Origin of the sequence: Kribbella kalugense, assembly GCF_004365875.1 — a bacterium.
Classification (GTDB): Bacteria; Actinomycetota; Actinomycetes; order Propionibacteriales; family Kribbellaceae; genus Kribbella; species Kribbella kalugense.
The window spans coordinates 883,981-901,739 of sequence record NZ_SODF01000003.1 but is presented as its reverse complement, the minus strand read 5'-3'; the positions used below and the strand labels follow the sequence as shown (position 1 = coordinate 901,739).

Here is a 17,759-nt window from a genome sequence, read left to right as displayed (position 1 = left end):
ACCATGACGGAGCCTGCTGACTTCGAGCACGATCTTGCTACCCAGGTGCTGATCGAGCTGTACAGCGAGATCCCGCCGCCGAGCAAACTGGTGACCGGCCACTTCCACAGCGGCGGCGACTATCGCGTCGTACGCCCGGACGGTGTCGGCAGCTGGTACCTGCTCTACACCGCGTCCGGAACGGGCCGGTACCTGATCGGCCAGAACAGGCTGACGCTGCGCCACGGGGACGTCGTACTGGTCAGCCCGGGTACGCCGCACGACTACGGCACCGTCGGCACGTACTGGGAGTCGTGGTGGGCGCACTTCCAGCCACGGCGTGAGTGGCACTCGTGGCTGTCGTTGCCGCAGGCAATGCCGGGCCTGTCGTACGTGCGGTTGGCCAGGTCGTCGGAGACCGACCGCGTGGTGTCGGCGTTCGACCGGCTGCACCGGGATGCGCAGCGGGCCGGGCTGTCCCCGACCGGCGACACCGAGCTGCACCTGCTCGAGAAGAGCGTCGCGACCGAGCTGACGATGAACGGCATCGAGGAGGTGCTACTGACCGCGGTCGCCAGCCTGCGCCGGGAGACGCAGCAGCTGGACGCCCGCGTTCATCTGGTGCTCGAGGCAATCACCGCGGACCCGGCCCGGCCGCACACCCTGACCTCACTCGCCGGCCTGGCGCAGGTGTCAGTCTCCCGATTGGCACACCTGTTCAAGGAACAGGTCGGCGACTCGATCATGAACGTCGTACTCGCACTCCGATTGCAGCGGGCGGCCGAGTTGCTGGGGGCAACCGACATGTCGGTCGCGCAGATCGCCGCCGCGGTCGGCTTCGACTCCCCGCACTACCTCAGCCGCCAGTTCGCCCGCCGCTACGGCATGCCTCCCACCGCCCACCGCAACACAGTCAGGAACCCGGAGCTAGAGCTATATTGAGCTCCGTCGCGGCCGCATAGTCCGCACCGCCCGCCAGCCCGACGAGACGTACGAACCGTGCCGTCGTAGCCGCTGGGAACCTGGCGATCTTCGCGTCGATGCTGCCGTCCCAGGAGCCCTTCGTCACCGAGGTGAACGTGACGCCGTCGACGCTCGTCTGGACGTCGTACGACGAGATCCGGCCGTTCGGGACGTCGGCGTCCTGACGTGGGGTGTAGACGAGTGCTTCGATCGCGCGCGGCGTCTTCAGATCGAGGGTGATGTACTGCGGGAGCGGTGCATGCGGACTCCAGTTCGAGTGCCACATCGTCGCGCAGTTGCCGTCGATCGCTCCGGGCGCGGCGTACGCCGGTGATCCCTGACTGGTCGCGGTGGCCGTCATCTCGTTCTGTGGCAGGAGATTCAACGGACCGAAGGGTCCGTCGGCCGGCGGCGGCGTACCGGGAATCGCGGTCACCCGTCCGAGACTGGGTGCTTTGAGCAACGGATGCGTGCGCAGATAGTTGAGGAACACCTCCTGCCCCATCTTCGGAGCCCGGGTCAGTTTGGTGTACTGCTGGAACCCCGGATAGCCGTACTGCGCTCCGTGTAGGGGCATCGCGGCGCTCGTCGTCACCCGGTAGGTCTTGTCGAGTTGCAGCGGCCTCCCGTTGATCAGGACTTTCGCCGGATCGATCCGGTCGCCGACCGGTCGGCCGAGGTCGTAGGTGTAGCGGAAGTTGGCCGACGTTGCGAGCGCGGACAGCCGGCTGCAGCCGTACGCCGGTGGTATCCATTGCTGCTCGAGGACCGCCTCGACCGTCGAACCCTTCATCGCCAGCGTGGTGATCGGCGAGATCCCGGCGACCGGCCATGCTTCGCCGTACGTCACCGGCCCGGCCTTCAGCCCGGCGGCGATCACGTCGACACCGAGATCGGCCGGCACCAGAGCTAAGTCGCCGTCTGCCTCGGCCTTGTAGAGGTCGGCGACCAAGTTGCCGGTGCGGCTCTCCGCCGTGGTGGCGAAGTCGAGGTCGCGGTCGAGCTTCGCGAGCGGCTGCGCCTGCCGGACCGTCCACTTGTCCATCCAGTACTTCACAATCTTCTGGAGCTTCGGATCGGGCGTGACGTCCTTGGTGACCGCGTGGTTGGTGGCCGTGGTCGCCGACCGGATCACCTCACCGGTCGCCGGGTCGAGCGACAGATTCACCTCGCCGAGCACGCGGCCGTGGTTGCTTGCCTCGAGCACCGGCCGGGGTACGCCGTTCGGGTCCGGGATCATGCAGTTGAACGCGGTGTGCCAATGACCGCCGAGGATCACGTCGATATCCGGAGACATCGCGCGGGCGGCGTCGAAGATCGGGCCGGTCGGGTTCTTGCATTCGTCGTACAACCCGCCCTGCTGTCCGCCCTCGTGCATGCTGACCACGATCGCGTTCACGCCTTTGGCCTTCAGCTCGGCCGCGGCCCGGTTCGCGGCGTCCACGACGCCCTGGAACTCGAGCCCGGACCCGTCGATCGACAGCGTCTCGGTCGGCGTCCCCGGGAATCCGAGCCCGATGAAACCGATCCGCTGCGACCCCGCCCTCGCGATCCAGTACGGCGGCAGCACCGGCCGCCTCGTCCGTCGGTCCACGATGTTGGCCGCGTGGTACGCGTAGTCCGTGCCGTGGAAGTTCCGGCCGGTCGAGTCCTTGAAGCAGGAGTCGAAGCCCGGCTTGCCGTAGCAGGCGCCGGTCTGCATCCGGCGCAGGAACGGGAACTCCCGGTCGAACTCGTGATTGCCGGCCACGTCGAAGTCCATCCCGAGCGCGTTCGTCACCTCGATCGTCGGCTCGTTCGCGAACGCCTGGGTGTAGTCCGGCCAGCCGCTGAACTGGTCGCCCGACCCGATCAGGAAGCTGTTCGGCTTGCCGGCCCGGAGCTGGTCGAGGTGCGCCTTCAGGTACGCCGCGCCGCCGACCTGCTGAGTGCCCGACGGGCCGGCGATGGTCAGGTTCTCGCTCTCGGACAGGTACCCGTGCAGGTCGGTCAGGCTCAGCACCTGCACGGGAATCGGCGCCGCGGCTGCGGCTGGCCCTGTGGTCGTCGTCGCCATCACCACACCGAGAACGGCGAGGAGGGCGCTGATCCGGAGTCTCATCGGTTGCTCCTGTCGTCGGGCGGAACCGACTCGCAACCTAATCGGCCCGACCGCGCCCCGGACATCGCTCCACCTGCTGACTTCCTGCACGATCCGGCTGGCTAAACCCGTCGCCCTTGATGAGTCGCCCTTCTACAGTCGATCGCATGACCACGATCCTGTCCGCTGTGGCCTGGCCGTACACGAACGGTCCCAGGCATATCGGCCACGTCTCCGGCTTCGGTGTTCCCTCCGACGTTTTCAGCCGGTACGCGCGGATGGCGGGTCACGACGTACTCATGGTGTCGGGAACGGATGAGCACGGTACGCCGATCCTGGTCGAAGCGGAGCGGGAAGGGGTCAGTCCGCGGGAGCTCGCGGATCGCTACAACCGGGTCATCGTCGAGGACCTGCACGGGCTCGGCCTGTCCTACGACCTGTTCACCCGATCGACCACCCGCAACCACTACGCGGTCGCGCAGGAAATCTTCACAACCCTTTACCGCAACGGATATCTGGTCACCCGGACCACGATGGGCGCGATCTCGCCGTCCACCGGCCGCACCCTGCCGGACCGCTACATCGAGGGCACCTGCCCGATCTGCGGGTACGACGGTGCCCGCGGCGACCAGTGCGACAACTGCGGGAACCAGCTCGACGCGATCGACCTCGGCAACCCACACAGCCGGATCAACGGCGAGACGCCGGTCTTCGTCGAGACCGAGCACTTCTTCCTCGACCTGCCGGCGCTGGCCGACCAGCTCGGCGCCTGGTTGCAGACCCGCACCGGCTGGCGGCCGAACGTACTCAAGTTCGCCCTCAACCTGCTCGACGACGTCCGGCCGCGGGCGATGACGCGCGACATCGACTGGGGCGTCCCGGTGCCGCTACCGGGCTGGGACAGTAAGCGGCTGTACGTGTGGTTCGACGCCGTCATCGGCTACTTGTCGGCCAGCATCGAGTGGGCTCGGCGGACGGGCGATCCGGATGCGTGGCGGAAGTGGTGGAACGATCCGGAGGCGCAGTCGTACTACTTCATGGGCAAGGACAACATCACCTTCCACGCCCAGATCTGGCCTGCCGAGCTCCTCGGGTACGACGCGTCGCCCGGGAAGTACGGCGTACTGAATCTGCCGTCGGAGGTGGTGAGCAGCGAGTTCCTCACCATGGCGGGCCGGAAGTTCTCGTCGTCCCGGTCGGTGGTGATCTACGTGCGGGACGTGCTGGAGCGGTACGGCCCGGACGCGCTGCGGTATTTCATCTCGGTCGCCGGGCCAGAGACCCAGGACACGGCCTTCACCTGGCCGGAGTTCGTCCGGCGGAACAACGACGAGCTGGTCGGCACCTGGGGCAACCTGGTCAACCGGACCGCGTCGATGATCGCGAAGAACTTCGGCGCGATCCCCGCGGCGGTGTCGCTGACCACGGCGGACCAGGAGTTGCTTGCCAGCAGCAAGAAGGCCTTCGAGACGGTCGGCGACCACATTCACCATCACCGGTTGAAGGCGGGAATCGGTGCGGCGATGCACAACGCGGCCGAGGCGAACCAGTACCTCTCCCAGCAGGCGCCGTGGAAGGAGACCGACCCGGAGCGGAAGGCAACGATCCTGCACGTCGCCGCGCAGGTGGTGGCTGATAGCAACCGGCTGCTCGCGCCGTTCCTCCCGCACTCGGCGCAACGGGTGCACGAGGCGCTCGGCGGGACCGGGACGTTCCTGCCGCAGCCGGAGATCCGCGAGGTCGATGACCTCGACGGCGGGCCGTCGTACCCGATCATCACCGGCGACTACACCGACCAGCCACGCTGGGCGTCCGAGCCCGTCGTACCCGGTACGCCGGTCCCCGCACCGACGCCGATCTTCACCAAACTGGGCCCGGAAGTGGTCGAAGAGGAGCTTGCTCGGCTCGAGTGACGCTTTTCTACAAGCGCGGGCGCGGCTGGGGTCGTACGGTCGCAGTAGAGAGAGGAGTTCACGATGACTGGATTCTTGGCCGTAGCCGAGACCGATATCGCAGCGACCCCGGCGCAGGTCTGGGAGGTGCTGACCGATCCGGCCGCGCTGAAGGAATTGTGGTTCGGCGCCGAGGTGGAGACGGACTGGCAGGCCGGCAGCCCGATCACCTGGACCGGCGAATGGGAGGGCAAGCCCTACCAGGACAAGGGCCAGATCCTCGCAGTAGACCCCGGCCACCTACTCAAGCTGACCCACTACAGCCCCCTGACCGGCCAACCCGACGTACCAGAGAACTACCACACCCTCACGTATGAGCTGACGGGCACCGACGAGACCCACCTCAAGCTGACGCAAGACAACAACGGCAGCGAAGAGGAGGCCAAACACTCCCAAGCCATGTGGGAGACGCTCGTCGCGAAGGTGAAGGAAGCTGCCGAGTAGTGGCTGGCGGGTTGTTTGGCCGGTGACGTGTTATTGCGCGCTAGCGGTGACATAACCCGTTATCGAGGCGGGGCGCGAGCGGGCGATTGCTCGGTTGATGGTGTGGAGGAGGGTGGCGGGGTGGGTGAGGTCGGACCAGGACACGCGGACGACCTGATAGCCCAGGTCGCGCAGCCGGTCCTCGCGCACCTTCTCCGCGATCAGGGCCTTCGAGTTGCCGTCGCCGTACTTGACGGCTCCGTCGAATTCGACGATCACGCCGTACTGCGCGAACAGGAAGTCGACCCGCGCCACGAACGCGCCGGCCGCGTCGCGGATCTCGGCCTGAGGGAGCGGCCGCGGTAAGCCGAGATCCGACAGCACGACCCGGAGCCTCGATTCCCCGACCGATTCGGCTCGGCCGTCGCCGAACTCGACCGCACGGCCGGCCGTACGGATACCGCTGCGCCTGGCAAAGGGCGTGAGCGCATCCGTCAACTGCTGTGGAGTGGCAATCCGGGACCGGAGCGCCTGGTCCACGACCGAGACCGCAACCGGAAAACTGGTTGCCCGCACGGTCTCGACAACAGCCCGTGCGGCGAATGTCGTCCGTACACCGTCCATCTCACACACCACATCGACCGGCGGTCGAGCGGCGTGCTGGCAGACAGCCGCATCGGACCGACCGGCACCGACCGTCCTGGTCACGTGTACCCGGCTCAGGTCGAGCTCCGAGACTCGCACTCCGTGCAGCAGCAACGCCGACTGGTGGCTCACGACGGCGCGGCCGCCCAGACGGTGGTACACCGCTCTCGCCGTACGCACGTGGAGCCAAGCCTCTTGCTCCCAAGTCGGCATCGCCTCGACCGAGTCACCCGGTTGCGCGTACGCGCCCCGGGTCAGGTGCAGCCACCGCCCCGACGCGACCTCCCTGCGCAGGTCGGCATCGGAGTACCCAGCGGCAATCGCGTCACCCCGCGAGAACCACCCACCCCGCTGATTGGTCACCACTTCGAGTCTCGTATTCATGCCACAGAACATGCCGCTGTTCTGCCCGCCGCCGGCGCCCCACTTTCGGGTCTGTGGACAACGGTCGATGACCGGTTGTTTCTCCGCTGACCTGCTACAACCCGCCAGTGGTGAAACAACCCGTCAACGAAGGAGACGGGGGTCAGTAATCTAGGACGTATGTCTGATGGTGTGGAGGTGGGTCGGCCGACTCGGGAGCGGGCTGCGGTGGGGGAGGATGGGCGGTCGCGGGACCGGAGTCGGCCTGCGGTGCCTGATCCGTTGCCGATGAGTGTGGTTGACGCGCACTGCCATCTGGATATCGCGGACGGCGAGGACGGGGATTGGCTGAGTCCGGCTGAGGCGATTCGGCTGGCGTCCTCGGTCGGTGTGACTCGGATCGTGCAGGTCGGGTGTGATCTGCCGGGTGCGGTGTGGGCGGTCGAGGCGGCTGCGCAGTACCCGAACCTGATCGCCGGGGTCGCGCTGCACCCGAACGAGGCGCCGAAGCTGAAGGAATCCGGTGAGCTCGACAGTGCGCTGGCCGAGATCGAGCGGCTGGCAGTGAGCAGTGAGAAGGTCCGGGTGATCGGAGAGACCGGGCTCGACTACTTCCGGACCGGTGAGGACGGGCGGGCCGCGCAGCACGAGTCGTTCGCCGCGCACATCGAGCTGGCCAAGCGGCTGGGCAAGACGCTGATGATCCACGACCGGGACGCGCACGAGGACATCCTGCGGATCCTGGACCAGGAAGGTGTGCCGGACCGGTTGGTGATGCACTGCTTCTCCGGCGACACTGAGTTCGCCCGGGAGTGCGTGAACCGCGGTGCGTTCCTGAGCTTCGCCGGCGTGGTCACGTTCAAGAACGCGCAGTCGTTGCGGAACGCACTGGCTGTGACACCGCTCGACCGGATCCTGGTCGAGACGGACGCGCCGTACCTGACCCCGTCGCCGTACCGCGGCAAGCCGAACGCGTCGTACCTGATCCCGCACACGGTCCGGAAGATGGCCGACGTACTGAACATCTCCGTCCCCGAACTCTGCACCGCCCTCAACAACAACGCCAACCGCGCCTTCGGCGGTCCCTGGTAACCCGCCACGGTGGCCGCCGGGCCGGATACGCTGGGTCGGTGGACGAGGTGGATTTCGAAGCTTTCGACGCGCAGCTGCTCGAGCTCGCCGATTCGTTGCTGGGTGCCGACGAGGCCACCGTGACTGCCGAAGTCGCGCGCCTGAAGGCGCTGGCAGAGCAGATCACAGACGAGCGTTCCCGCCGCCTGGCCTTGATCAGAGCGGAGAAGCTGCCCCAGCTCATCGAGGGCCCGAAGCCTGGCACCAGTCCGCAGTTCCAGCGCGCATCGGCCCTGGTGGCTCAGGTGCTTGGCGACAAGAGCTCGCCGGCAGAGCGGATCGCACACGCCGGACGCGCGAAAGCCGAGATTGCCGCCTTGTCCAAGCAGGCCCCGCCGCGCGAATCCATGACGATCCTGCGGATGAACTCCACCCTGGTGAGGCTGATCGAGCGCCTTCGGAACGACGGCCTGGACGACGGATCGTGACCGACGGCGAAGTCCAGATCCCGCCGCAGTCGTGGGAGTACCGGCTGGTCGCCGCGGTGGTGTATGCGGTCGAGCAGCGCGCCGGGGGGAGAGGTGGTCCTCGAACCCGGTGGAACGGGCGGGTGCTCGAGGAGAGCGATCCAGAGAATCTCGGAAGCGCACACGCCGACGGCAGTCTTGCGGTTTCTGTCCAGCAGGTCCTCGTTCCGCTGCGCGAGGCACGGGACCTCGATCGGCCGTTGACCGACGACGAGGCCTGGATGCTTCGCGACGCGATGGACACTCTGACTCACGAAGCCGCGCACCTGATGGCTCCGCTCGGAGACACGGCGGAGCCGGAGGCGTACCCGTACGACGATGCGGCGGCTGCCGACGACGAAGGTCGCGTCGAGCATTGGACGAAGCGCAACCTCGACCTCGTCATCAGTGATGTCTTCGCCGATGCGGGGCTGGACAAGGTCGAGGCCGCGGTTCTGGCGCAGCAGGATCTCAACGCCTACGCCGCCTTCACACCTGCTGCCCGGCACCTCGACAAGGCGCTGGCCGAACGCAGCGACCTGACCAGCGCTGAGGTCACCCAGAAGCTGTTGTGTACGGCGGACAGTCAACGCTGGAACGTCGAGGTCGACATGGTGATCGACAAACATCTTGTCGAGCCAGGCCTCATGCCCGAGGCACACCGTGCTGAGGTACGCAAGCAGCTGGTCGCTCCACTGCGCCAGTCCCTGTCTCGCCTGGCTGCTGTAGAAGCCGACGAGTCACTGGGGAGTGACCAGAAGACGGCGGAGGGCACCAAGGCTGCTCAGAACGCGGTCGCCGGGCTGGACCAGGAACTTAACCGCGTCGAACGCCACTACCGCATCGGCATCGCACAGCGTGCTCAGCAGCAGTCTCAGCGGCCGGCGTCCCGGCTGAACCAGGATGTTCGCCGGGCCCAGGACAATCTCCCGCCCGACCTGAAACGGCTACGGGCCTTGACCGCTCCACAGGCGCCCGCGGCCGGGGCGACCAAGCAATCGGTGGGCGGCACCGACCACGCGCTGCCGGCGCAAGGCAACGCTGCCCGGCCGCGTGGGCAACAGGCGCACCGCCCGCACCCCGACGGCCCCACACGGCCGCAGGCCCCGCAACGCGGCTGAACTCACCTGGACTCATCTGATAGGCAGGCGTCATGAAGATCGAGCGATCGTGGTAGCCGTCCTCACGGATGCTGATATCCGGTCCAGGATGGCGGCCCACGAGGCCGTCGCGTGGATGCGGGAGGCGATCCTCGCCGCGCACGCCGGGCGGTTGCGTACGCCGCCGCGGGTGGCCACGGATCTGGGTGACGGGCGGCTGGTCTTTACCACCGGTGCGCTCCAGGGTGAGTGGTTCGGGTATCGGTCGTACGACGGGTTTGATGCTGAGCCGGGGGAGCAGGTTGTCGTCGTCCATGACTGGCAGACCGGCACCGTTCGTGGCATTGCTGTTGGCAACGAACTTGGGCCTAGAAGAGTGGGTGCGATCGGTGGCGTGGCTGTCGATGCGCTTGCCCGGACGGACGCGACGACGCTCGGTCTGGTCGGCACGGGGACCCAGGCGTGGACCCAGCTGTGGGCCATCTCGGCGGTACGGGCGTTGTCGTCGGTCGCGGTCTTCAGTCGTTCAGAGGAACGTCGGAACGCCTTTGTTTCAAGGGCTTCCGAGGAGTTCGGGTTGTCCGTGAACGCCGTCGGGTCGGCCCGGGAAGCGGTTGAAGGCAACGATCTCGTCGTACTCGCCACCAACAGCCCGACGCCGGTGATCGACCCCGCGTGGGTCAAGGACGGTGCCTTCGTGACCACGCTCGGACCCAAGCAGGTTGGGCGTGCGGAGTTCGGGCCGGAGTTGATCGATCGGGCTGACCTCGTGGTGACGGACTCGATCGCGCAGACACATGCTTACGACCCGCCCTTCGTACTGGCCGGCACGCCGCAGCACGACCGGCTGATCAGCCTCGGCGAGGTGCTCGCCGATCACGTGAAGGGCCAGACCGTTGTGTTCTGTTCGGTAGGGCTGGCAGGGACCGAGGCGTACCTGTTGAACAAGCTGGTTTCGTGATCGGGTGGACGCCTACCGTCAACGTTCGCGCCGACCGTTGCGCGGGGTGCTGGACGGGCGCAGTCTGAGGGCGTCGGCCCGGTTCGGGGCCGGCCTGCAAGGGGGAGGGGCAATGAGTGTTCTGATGACCCTGCGGGTGACTGGGGACCCCACGGCGATCGAGAAGATGGGCGCCGACAACGGCGCGCTCTTCAAAGGTGTGATTGCGGACGCGTCGAGTCGCGGGCTGATCTCACATCACTTCTACGGCAGCGAGACCGAGGTTCTCGTCGTCGACGAATGGCCCGACGAGGCGGCGTTCCAGGCGTTCTTCGAGAGCTCCGGCCCGCAGATCGAGCAGATCATGTCCGCGGCCGGCGTGACAGCGCAGCCGGCGGTCGAGTTCTGGCGGCCCCTGGAGGTCGGCGACGAGGTCGGCTGACGCCGCTGGTAGACACACCTCATGGAGTTCAGTGAGGTGGTACGACGACGCCGGATGGTGCGCAACTTCGACCCGGACCGGGCCGTACCGGACGAGATCCGGGAACGGATCCTGGAGAACGGGTTGCGGGCACCGTCCGGCGGGTTCACGCAGGGTTGGGCGTTCCTGACCCTGGAGGGCGACGACCGCGAGCGTTACTGGCGGATCGCGGCCGAGGATCCGGACGAGAAGTATGTTGAATGGATCACAGGCCTGCGCCGGGCGCCGCTGCTGATCCTTGCCTTCGCGCACAAGGACGCGTACCTCGATCGCTACACCGAGCCGGACAAGGGCTGGACCGATCGCGACGAGGGTCACTGGACCGCGCCGTACTGGTACGTCGACACCGGGATGGCGGTCCTGCTGATGCTCCAGACGGTCGTCGACGAAGGCCTGGGAGCCTGCTTTTTCGGGCCTCCTGCGGACAAGGTGGGCAGGTTGCTCAAGGAGTTCGGCGTACCCGCTGGGTTCGACCTGATCGGGCTGATGTCGGTCGGCTACCGGGCCCCGGACAAGCGCTCGCCGTCGCTGAAACGAGGCCGCCGTACGACGGCCGAGGTCGTGCATCGCGGTCAGTGGGGCCATCACCTGGCGTGATCGGGCATGTCGGGCCCGTTACACCCATTTGCGACTCGCCGACCAGGGGATTGGCGCTTCCGGCATATCTTCGTTATGGTCCCGTGATGTTGGCCGGGATCGGGGAAGGTTCCGGGCACAGCACGCCCCTCGGCGTCGACCACTGGTTCCAGGCCCCCAGCCTGGCGGTGGCGGTCGGTGCCTGTGCTGTCCCACCCCGTGCCCGGGTAGCCCTACCTGGGAGCGTTAGTGCGCAAGTCCATCATCGCGGCCGTCGGTGCGACCGCCGCGATCGCCGTCGCCGGCGGCTCCGTGGCCTACGCCACGAAGAGCAAGACCGTCAGTGTCTCCGTCGACGGCCAGGTGCGGAAGGTTCACACCTTCGGCTCCACCGTGGCAGACGCCTTGAAGGACGAAAAAGTTCAGCTCGGTGACCACGACGTGGTCGCGCCGGGTCCGGACTCGAAGCTCAAGGACGGCCAGGAGATCTCGGTCCTCTACGGTCGTCAGCTGACCGTCAACGCCGACGGCACCAAGAAGGCCTACTGGACCACGGCCGACAGCGTGAACGAGGCGCTGGCCGACCTGGGGCTGCGCTACGACGGAGCATCGCTGTCCACCAGCCGGAGCGCCCCGCTCGGCCGGCAGGGTCTCGAGCTCGTCGTGAAGACGCCGAAGACCGTTCAGATCGTGCACCTCGGCAAGATCGCGACCATCAAGTCGATGGCCGGCACTGTCGGCGAGGCCCTGACCGAGGCGAAGATCAGCTGGGACGCCGACGACCGGATCACTCCGGCCGCAGCCACCCCGCTGAAGCTCGGCGTGAACCGGATCGGCTACGTGCAGGTCCTGCAGAAGCAGATCGTCAAGACCCTCGCGGTCGCCCACGGCACCGACGAGACCAAGTCGGCGACGCTGGTCGAGGGCACCAAGAAGACCACGGCGAAGGGCACGGACGGCGCCAAGACCGTCACGTACCTTTACACCTACCTGGACGGCAAGCTGTCGGCCACGAAGGTGGTCACGTCGAAGCTCGTCACCACACCGGTCGACGAGAAGGTCCTGGTCGGCACGAAGCCGAAGCCGACCGAGCCGACCACCACGACCACCGACACCAGCAAGCCGACGACCACCAGCAGTGGTGGCGCGTGGGACCGGATCGCCGCGTGCGAGTCCGGCGGCAACTGGGCGTCGAACACCGGCAACGGGTACTACGGCGGTCTGCAGTTCGACCACGGCACCTGGGCGGCCTACGGCGGTACGGCGTACGCCAACAACGCCAACGGGGCGTCCAAGGCGCAGCAGATCTCGATCGCGGAGAAGGTCAAGGCCGACCGCGGTGGCTACGGCGCGTGGCCGGTGTGCGGCAAGAAGGCTTGATGCTGACACACTGACGGCGTGAGCTCGTCTGATTCATCCACCTCCGCCGGACCGAGGCTTCTCGGTCCGGCGGAGGTGCGTTCACTGGCCGCGTCCCTCGGGGTCCGCCCGACCAAGCAGCGCGGTCAGAACTTCGTCATCGACCCGAACACGGTCCGCCGGATCGTCCGCGCCGCCGATCTGGCCGCGGGCGAGACCGTGCTCGAGGTCGGTCCCGGGCTCGGCTCACTGACCCTGGCGCTGCTCGCGGACGGGCATCCGGTCACCGCGGTCGAGATCGACCCGCTGCTGGCCCAGGCGCTCCCGTCGACCATCGCGACGTACGCCCCGGAGCAGGCGTCCTCGCTGACCGTCGTCGAGGCCGACGCGATGGAGGTCGGTCCGGCCGAGATCGGGTCGCCGACCGCGTGTGTGGCGAACCTGCCCTACAACGTCGCCGTACCCGTGCTGCTGCACCTGCTGATGGTGTCGGACTCGCTGCGGCACGGGCTGGTGATGGTGCAGTCCGAGGTCGCGGACCGGTTGGCCGCCCCTCCGGGTTCACGTACGTACGGCGTACCGTCCGCAAAGGCAGCCTGGTACGCCGACGTGCGACGCGCCGGACCGATCGGGCGGAACGTGTTCTGGCCGGCGCCGAACGTGGATTCCGGACTGGTCGCGTTCGAGCGGCGGGAGCCGCCGGCGACGGCGGCCAGCCGCGAGGAGGTGTTCGCCGTGATCGAGGCGGCGTTCTCGCAACGGCGCAAGACGATCCGGTCCGCGCTGGCCCGCTGGATGCCGGACCGCGAGCGGCTGGACGAGGTCTTCCGCACGACCGGCATCGACTCTCAGCTACGCGGCGAGATGCTCGGGATCACAGACTTCGCCGCACTCGCAGGTGCAGGACGGACTCTGTAAGGCACTAGCCTGTGCGACGTGCCACCTTCTGTTGAGGTCACGGTGCGGGCGCCGGCCAAGATCAATCTCGGTCTGTCGGTCGGTCCGCCGCGCCCGGACGGGTTCCACCCCCTCGCCACCGTGTATCAGGCCGTTGCCCTGTACGACGATGTCACCGCGGTACTGCGGGACGACGACGGCGAGGTCTCGGTCGAGATCGTGGGCGACTTCGCGGACGACGTACCGACCGACGAGACGAACCTCGCGGTGAAGGCGGCACGGCTGCTGCAGGCGGAGTACGACGTGGACGAAGGCGTCGACCTGACCATCCGGAAGACGATCCCGGTGGCCGGCGGGATGGCCGGCGGATCGACTGACGCAGCGGCGACTCTGGTGGCGTGCAACCGGTTGTGGGGTCTTCAGTTGACCCAGACCGAGTTGCAGAACCATGCGGCCGAGCTCGGCAGCGACGTGCCGTTCTGCCTGGTCGGTCATACGGCGCTCGGTCAGGGCCGGGGCGAGCAGGTCACCGAGGTGTTGTCCCGCGGGACGTTCCACTGGGTGTTCGCGGTCGCCGACGGCGGTCTGTCCACGCCGGAGGTCTACCAGGAGCTGGACCGGCTGCGGCCGCTGCGCCGCGTCGAGGCTCCGCAGGTACGCCCGGAGTTGTTGTCCGCACTGCTGTCCGGTCAGCCCGGTGCGCTCGCAGTTGCTCTCAGCAACGACCTGCAAGCGGCGGCCCTCTCGTTGCGGCCGGAGTTGGGCGACACGCTTCAGTTCGGCCTGGACCAGGGCGCGCTGGCCGCGCAGATCTCCGGATCCGGCCCCACCTGCGTGTTCCTCGCCGCCGACAGCCGGAGCGCGGTGGACCTGGCCGTCGAACTCGCCGAGTCCGGCCTCTGCCGAATGGTCCGCCAGGCCGAAGGCCCCGTCCCCGGCGCCCGAATCCTCCCGGCCGTCGTCAACCGGTAGTACACCTAGCTGCGTCTACCGAGGAGGGGCGATGAGCGAATCGGTGGTGCAGTACGACATTCATGATGCCAAGGCCCAGCTCTCCCGGATCCTGGAGCGTGTGGAGCGCGGCGAAGAGGTCATCATCAGCCGTGCCGGCTATCCAGTGGCAAAGATAGTTCCGCTGCCCGTGGCTCACCGCCGTACGGGCTTGGGGCTCGCTGGCCGGCCGGATCAGTTGGACCGACGACTGGGACTCCCCCGAGACGAATGCGCAGATCGCGGACGACCTCGGGATGCCGCGTGACTGACGGTACCTGGCGGACGACTTCAAGCGGAACTACCTGACAATCTGCTTGAGTGGATCGAGCGTGGTGGTCTCAGCGAGTTGCCGATTCGCAACGCGCACGTGGATCTCGCGGGACGGCTGCCGGCCATTCACCGGGATCCGTTCGATCGAATGCTGGTTGCGCAAGCGCTCGTCGAGAGACTGACTCTGGTCACTCGAGACGGTCTGATCCAGCAGTACGACGTGCCGATCATCAAAGCCTGAAATTCGTTCGCCCGGGCGCAGGCGTCGGTGCTACCGTCCGAGAGGCCCTTCAACAGAGACAGGAGACCGGGATGCGCCGCGTTGTGATCGACCTCATCGGTTCTGATCGCATCGACGCATTCGCGAGGACTCTTGAACTCTCTGACGATGGGCATTGTGGCGCATGTCGACGCCGGTAAGACCAGCCTGACCGAGCGGCTGCTGTATGCCGCCGGCGTGATCGACCGCATCGGACGGGTCGACGACGGGAACACCCAGACCGACTCGATGGATCTCGAGCGCAAGCGCGGGATCACCATCCGTTCGGCGGTCGTGTCGTTCGAGCTCGGCGACCTGACGGTCAACCTGATCGACACACCCGGGCACTCGGACTTCATCGCCGAGGTCGAGCGGGCGTTGTCCGTGCTGGACGGCGCGGTGCTGGTGATCTCCGCGGTCGAAGGGGTGCAGCCGCAGACGCGGTTGCTGATGCGCACGCTGAATCGGCTGCGGATCCCGACGCTGCTGTTCGTGAACAAAATCGACCGGGTCGGCGCCCGGTACGACGACCTGCTGGCGGATGTACGCCGGTTGCTGACCCCGTCCGCCGTGCCGATGGGGACGGTGGACGACCTCGGACTACGGTCGGCGCGGTTCGTTCCGCTTCCGCTGAAGAACCAGGCTCTCGGCGAGCTGCTTGCCGAACGCAACGATGACTTCCTGGAGCGGTATCTCGAAGACGTGGACGTCGACCCTGCCGATGAGCTCCGCCGGCAGGTCGCGTCCGCCCGCGTTCATCCGGTGTACTTCGGGTCGGCGATGACCGGCTCCGGTCTCCCCGAACTGATCGACGGGATCCAGTCCTGGTTGCCGCGGGCAACTGGCTCGGCGGAGGATCCCTTGCGGGCAAGGGTTTTCAAGGTCGAACGCGGTCAGGCCGGACAGAAGATCGCATCAGCCCGAATCATCAGCGGCTCACTCGCTCCCCGCGAGTCCGTCGACGTGTATCCGGTTCACGGTACGTCGTACCAGGCGCGACCGACGGCCGTCGAACTGTTCGAGCGCGGCGGGCGACGGGTCGTCGAGCGGGCCGCGGCCGGCCAGATCGTCGCGCTGCGTGGACTCAAGGAGATCCAGATCGGGGACCAGCTCGGCGTACGGGCGAAGGACCTCGGGAGCTTGTTCGCGCGGCCGACGCTGGAGACCGTGGTGAGCGCGCGGGATCGGGTGAAGCTGTTCCAGGCGCTGACCCAGCTTGCCGAACAGGACCCGCTGATCCGGGTCCGCAAGGCCGACGACATCACCGTGAGCCTGTACGGCGAGGTCCAGAAGGAGGTGATCGCGTCCTTGCTCGCAACGGAGTACGGCGTGGAGGTCACCTTCAGTGAGACCACGCCGATCCACGTCGAACGGCTCGACGGGAGTGGCGAGGCGATCCGCGAGATCACCGCACCGGAGAACCTGTGGGCGGCCGGCGTCGGATTCCGCGTCTCACCGGTTGCCGAGGGCATCGAGTACAACCTGGAGGTCGAGCTCGGCGGGCTGCCCCGGGCGTTCCACACCGCGATCGAGGAGACGGTCCGCCTGACGCTGCACCAGGGCCTGTTCGGCTGGGAGATCCCGAACCTCCGGGTCGACCTGACCCACACGGCGTACTACAGCCCGGTCACGGTCGCTTCCGACTTCCGCCGGCTGGTCCCGCTGATCCTCATGCAGGCGATCGCCGAAGCCGGTACGACGGTCCTCGAGCCGGTCAACCATTTCGAGCTGGACGTCCCCGCCGACACCATCTCGCGGATCCTCGCCCACGTCGCCGAACACCGCGGCGTCGTCTCGCAGACCACCCTGACCGAATCTCAGGCCCACCTGGAGGGCACGATCCCCGCGGCCACGACCCACGGATTCGAGTTGTTCCTGCCAACTCTCGCCCGTGGCGAGGCGTTGCTGGCGACCGCCTTCCACAACTACCAGCCGGTGCCCGGTCCGCCGCCGACCCGCTCGCGAACCGACGGCAATCCGCTCAACGAGAAGCAGTACGTCCTGAACCTCAATCGAAGCGCTTGAGGATGGTGTGGATCTCGGCGGCGGTTTCGGCGCGGTCTGGCCAGTGGGCCGTGATGCAGAGCAGTTCGCGCAGGTGCAGGAGTGGCATCCGGGAGCGCCAGTCCGGCGCGAGTGGGTGGAGTTCCTCGTAGGCGTCGAAGAACGTCTCGGACAGGTGGCCGTAGATCAGGAGCGTGGCGAGCTCGGCCTCGGGCCAGCCGTAGTGGACGGCGGGGTCGATCATCGCGGGCTCGCCGTCCGGGGCCGGGAGCAGGTTGCCGTGCCACAGGTCGCCGTGCAGGAGAGACGGAGGTTGCGGTGGGACCAGCTCGGGCAGGCGGTCGGCGATGCGTTCAACGCGGCGGCGATCTTCGAGAGCAAGGTTGTTCTGGCAGTTGGCGGTCTCGAGGTAGCGGAGAAGCCGGTGCTCGGCGAAGAAGGTGTGGCCGTCGGTGGTCCACGGGTTCCGCTGGGGGAGCGTGCCCAGGTAGTTGTCCTGGTGGTAGCCGAACTTGTCCGCCGTCTGCTGGTGCTGCAGCGCAAGTGCGCGCCCGGCGTCCTCCCAGTACGTCGGAGACGGTTCCGCCGTACCCAGGTCAGCCAGGACGATGAAGGTCGGCGTGACGCGCAGCACTTCAGGTACGGCGAATCCGCCGGGGGCTCGGAGTGCGTCGAGGCCGTCGGCCTCCAGCGGATACAGGTCCGGCGGCAGGTCGTCCTGCGTCTTCACGACCACCGACCGGCCCAGCGACGTACGCACGCGATAGGTCTTGCTGGCGTAGCCGCCCTCCAACGGATCGGCCGCAATCGCGCCGCCCAGGGACAGGCCTTCGAGCCACTCAGGAGTCAGCACCTGGACGATCCTGGCACGGCGGCCCGCGTCGGCTACCCTGGGGCG

18 protein-coding genes are annotated in these 17,759 nt (G+C 67.4%); 15 read left to right on the top strand and 3 right to left on the bottom strand.

Going from position 1 to position 17,759, the window contains the following annotated elements; translation table 11 throughout:
* The first annotated feature begins 3 nt into the window (after window positions 1–3).
* Complete coding sequence (locus EV650_RS35715; RefSeq protein ID WP_134123561.1) at window positions 4–921, top strand: helix-turn-helix domain-containing protein; 918 nt, start codon at window positions 4–6, stop codon at window positions 919–921.
* Here the strand turns inward: EV650_RS35715 and EV650_RS35710 are convergent.
* Window positions 893–3,043, bottom strand: a complete 2,151-nt coding sequence (locus EV650_RS35710) for a discoidin domain-containing protein (RefSeq protein WP_134123560.1) — start codon at window positions 3,041–3,043, stop codon at window positions 893–895. The two genes, EV650_RS35715 and EV650_RS35710, sit on opposite strands and share 29 nt — an antisense overlap.
* A gap of 146 nt (window positions 3,044–3,189) precedes the next feature.
* On the opposite strand from EV650_RS35710, the gene metG reads away from it, so the two are divergent.
* Together metG and EV650_RS35700 are read left to right on the top strand one after the other, a co-directional pair.
* Window positions 3,190–4,935 (top strand): methionine--tRNA ligase, encoded by a 1,746-nt coding sequence (metG, locus tag EV650_RS35705; protein ID WP_134123559.1) that lies wholly within the window; start codon window positions 3,190–3,192, stop codon window positions 4,933–4,935.
* Between the two features lie 63 nt (window positions 4,936–4,998).
* Window positions 4,999–5,418: an SRPBCC family protein gene (locus EV650_RS35700; RefSeq protein WP_134123558.1), complete on the top strand. Its 420-nt coding sequence runs from the start codon at window positions 4,999–5,001 to the stop codon at window positions 5,416–5,418.
* A 30-nt stretch (window positions 5,419–5,448) separates the two neighbouring features.
* Here EV650_RS35700 and EV650_RS35695 read toward each other — a convergent pair whose 3' ends face one another.
* Entirely contained in the window at window positions 5,449–6,426 is a 978-nt protein-coding gene (locus tag EV650_RS35695; RefSeq protein WP_134123557.1) for a type IV toxin-antitoxin system AbiEi family antitoxin domain-containing protein, read from the bottom strand.
* A gap of 159 nt (window positions 6,427–6,585) precedes the next feature.
* On the opposite strand from EV650_RS35695, the gene EV650_RS35690 reads away from it, so the two are divergent.
* The 12 genes from EV650_RS35690 (at window position 6,586) to EV650_RS35635 (ending at window position 16,882) form a co-directional block, all read left to right on the top strand.
* The gene (locus EV650_RS35690) at window positions 6,586–7,497 is read left to right on the top strand and encodes a TatD family hydrolase (protein ID WP_134123556.1); all 912 of its coding nucleotides are present in this window, start codon (window positions 6,586–6,588) and stop codon (window positions 7,495–7,497) included.
* A gap of 38 nt (window positions 7,498–7,535) precedes the next feature.
* Complete coding sequence (locus tag EV650_RS35685) at window positions 7,536–7,964, top strand: hypothetical protein (protein WP_134123555.1); 429 nt, start codon at window positions 7,536–7,538, stop codon at window positions 7,962–7,964.
* Window positions 7,961–9,103 carry a hypothetical protein gene (locus EV650_RS35680; protein WP_134123554.1) on the top strand — a complete coding sequence of 381 codons (1,143 nt, stop codon included), beginning with the start codon at window positions 7,961–7,963 and terminating at the stop codon, window positions 9,101–9,103. Before EV650_RS35685 ends, EV650_RS35680 begins: the two co-directional genes overlap by 4 nt.
* Window positions 9,036–10,043: an ornithine cyclodeaminase family protein gene (locus tag EV650_RS35675; protein ID WP_369409975.1), complete on the top strand. Its 1,008-nt coding sequence runs from the start codon at window positions 9,036–9,038 to the stop codon at window positions 10,041–10,043. Before EV650_RS35680 ends, EV650_RS35675 begins: the two co-directional genes overlap by 68 nt.
* A 112-nt stretch (window positions 10,044–10,155) precedes the next feature.
* Window positions 10,156–10,464, top strand: coding sequence for a hypothetical protein (locus tag EV650_RS35670; RefSeq protein WP_134123552.1), 309 nt, complete (start codon window positions 10,156–10,158; stop codon window positions 10,462–10,464).
* Window positions 10,465–10,485: 21 nt separating this feature from the next.
* Window positions 10,486–11,100 (top strand): nitroreductase family protein, encoded by a 615-nt coding sequence (locus tag EV650_RS35665; RefSeq protein WP_134123551.1) that lies wholly within the window; start codon window positions 10,486–10,488, stop codon window positions 11,098–11,100.
* A 228-nt stretch (window positions 11,101–11,328) separates the two neighbouring features.
* Entirely contained in the window at window positions 11,329–12,459 is a 1,131-nt protein-coding gene (locus tag EV650_RS41370; protein ID WP_134123550.1) for a resuscitation-promoting factor, read from the top strand.
* A gap of 18 nt (window positions 12,460–12,477) precedes the next feature.
* The gene (gene rsmA / locus EV650_RS35655) at window positions 12,478–13,356 is read left to right on the top strand and encodes a 16S rRNA (adenine(1518)-N(6)/adenine(1519)-N(6))-dimethyltransferase RsmA (protein ID WP_134123549.1); all 879 of its coding nucleotides are present in this window, start codon (window positions 12,478–12,480) and stop codon (window positions 13,354–13,356) included.
* Window positions 13,357–13,365: 9 nt separating this feature from the next.
* Window positions 13,366–14,307 carry a 4-(cytidine 5'-diphospho)-2-C-methyl-D-erythritol kinase gene (locus tag EV650_RS35650; protein ID WP_439648837.1) on the top strand — a complete coding sequence of 314 codons (942 nt, stop codon included), beginning with the start codon at window positions 13,366–13,368 and terminating at the stop codon, window positions 14,305–14,307.
* 31 nt (window positions 14,308–14,338) lie between these two features.
* Window positions 14,339–14,593, top strand: coding sequence for a type II toxin-antitoxin system Phd/YefM family antitoxin (locus tag EV650_RS35645; protein ID WP_202875212.1), 255 nt, complete (start codon window positions 14,339–14,341; stop codon window positions 14,591–14,593).
* A complete protein-coding gene (locus EV650_RS35640; protein WP_134123547.1) occupies window positions 14,594–14,839 on the top strand; it encodes a type II toxin-antitoxin system VapC family toxin in 246 nt (81 codons plus the stop codon).
* A 147-nt stretch (window positions 14,840–14,986) separates the two neighbouring features.
* Window positions 14,987–16,882 carry an elongation factor G gene (locus EV650_RS35635; protein WP_134123546.1) on the top strand — a complete coding sequence of 632 codons (1,896 nt, stop codon included), beginning with the start codon at window positions 14,987–14,989 and terminating at the stop codon, window positions 16,880–16,882.
* Here the strand turns inward: EV650_RS35635 and EV650_RS35630 are convergent.
* The gene (locus tag EV650_RS35630) at window positions 16,866–17,714 is read right to left on the bottom strand and encodes a fructosamine kinase family protein (RefSeq protein ID WP_166678389.1); all 849 of its coding nucleotides are present in this window, start codon (window positions 17,712–17,714) and stop codon (window positions 16,866–16,868) included. The genes EV650_RS35635 and EV650_RS35630 overlap by 17 nt on opposite strands.
* Window positions 17,715–17,759 lie beyond the last annotated feature (45 nt).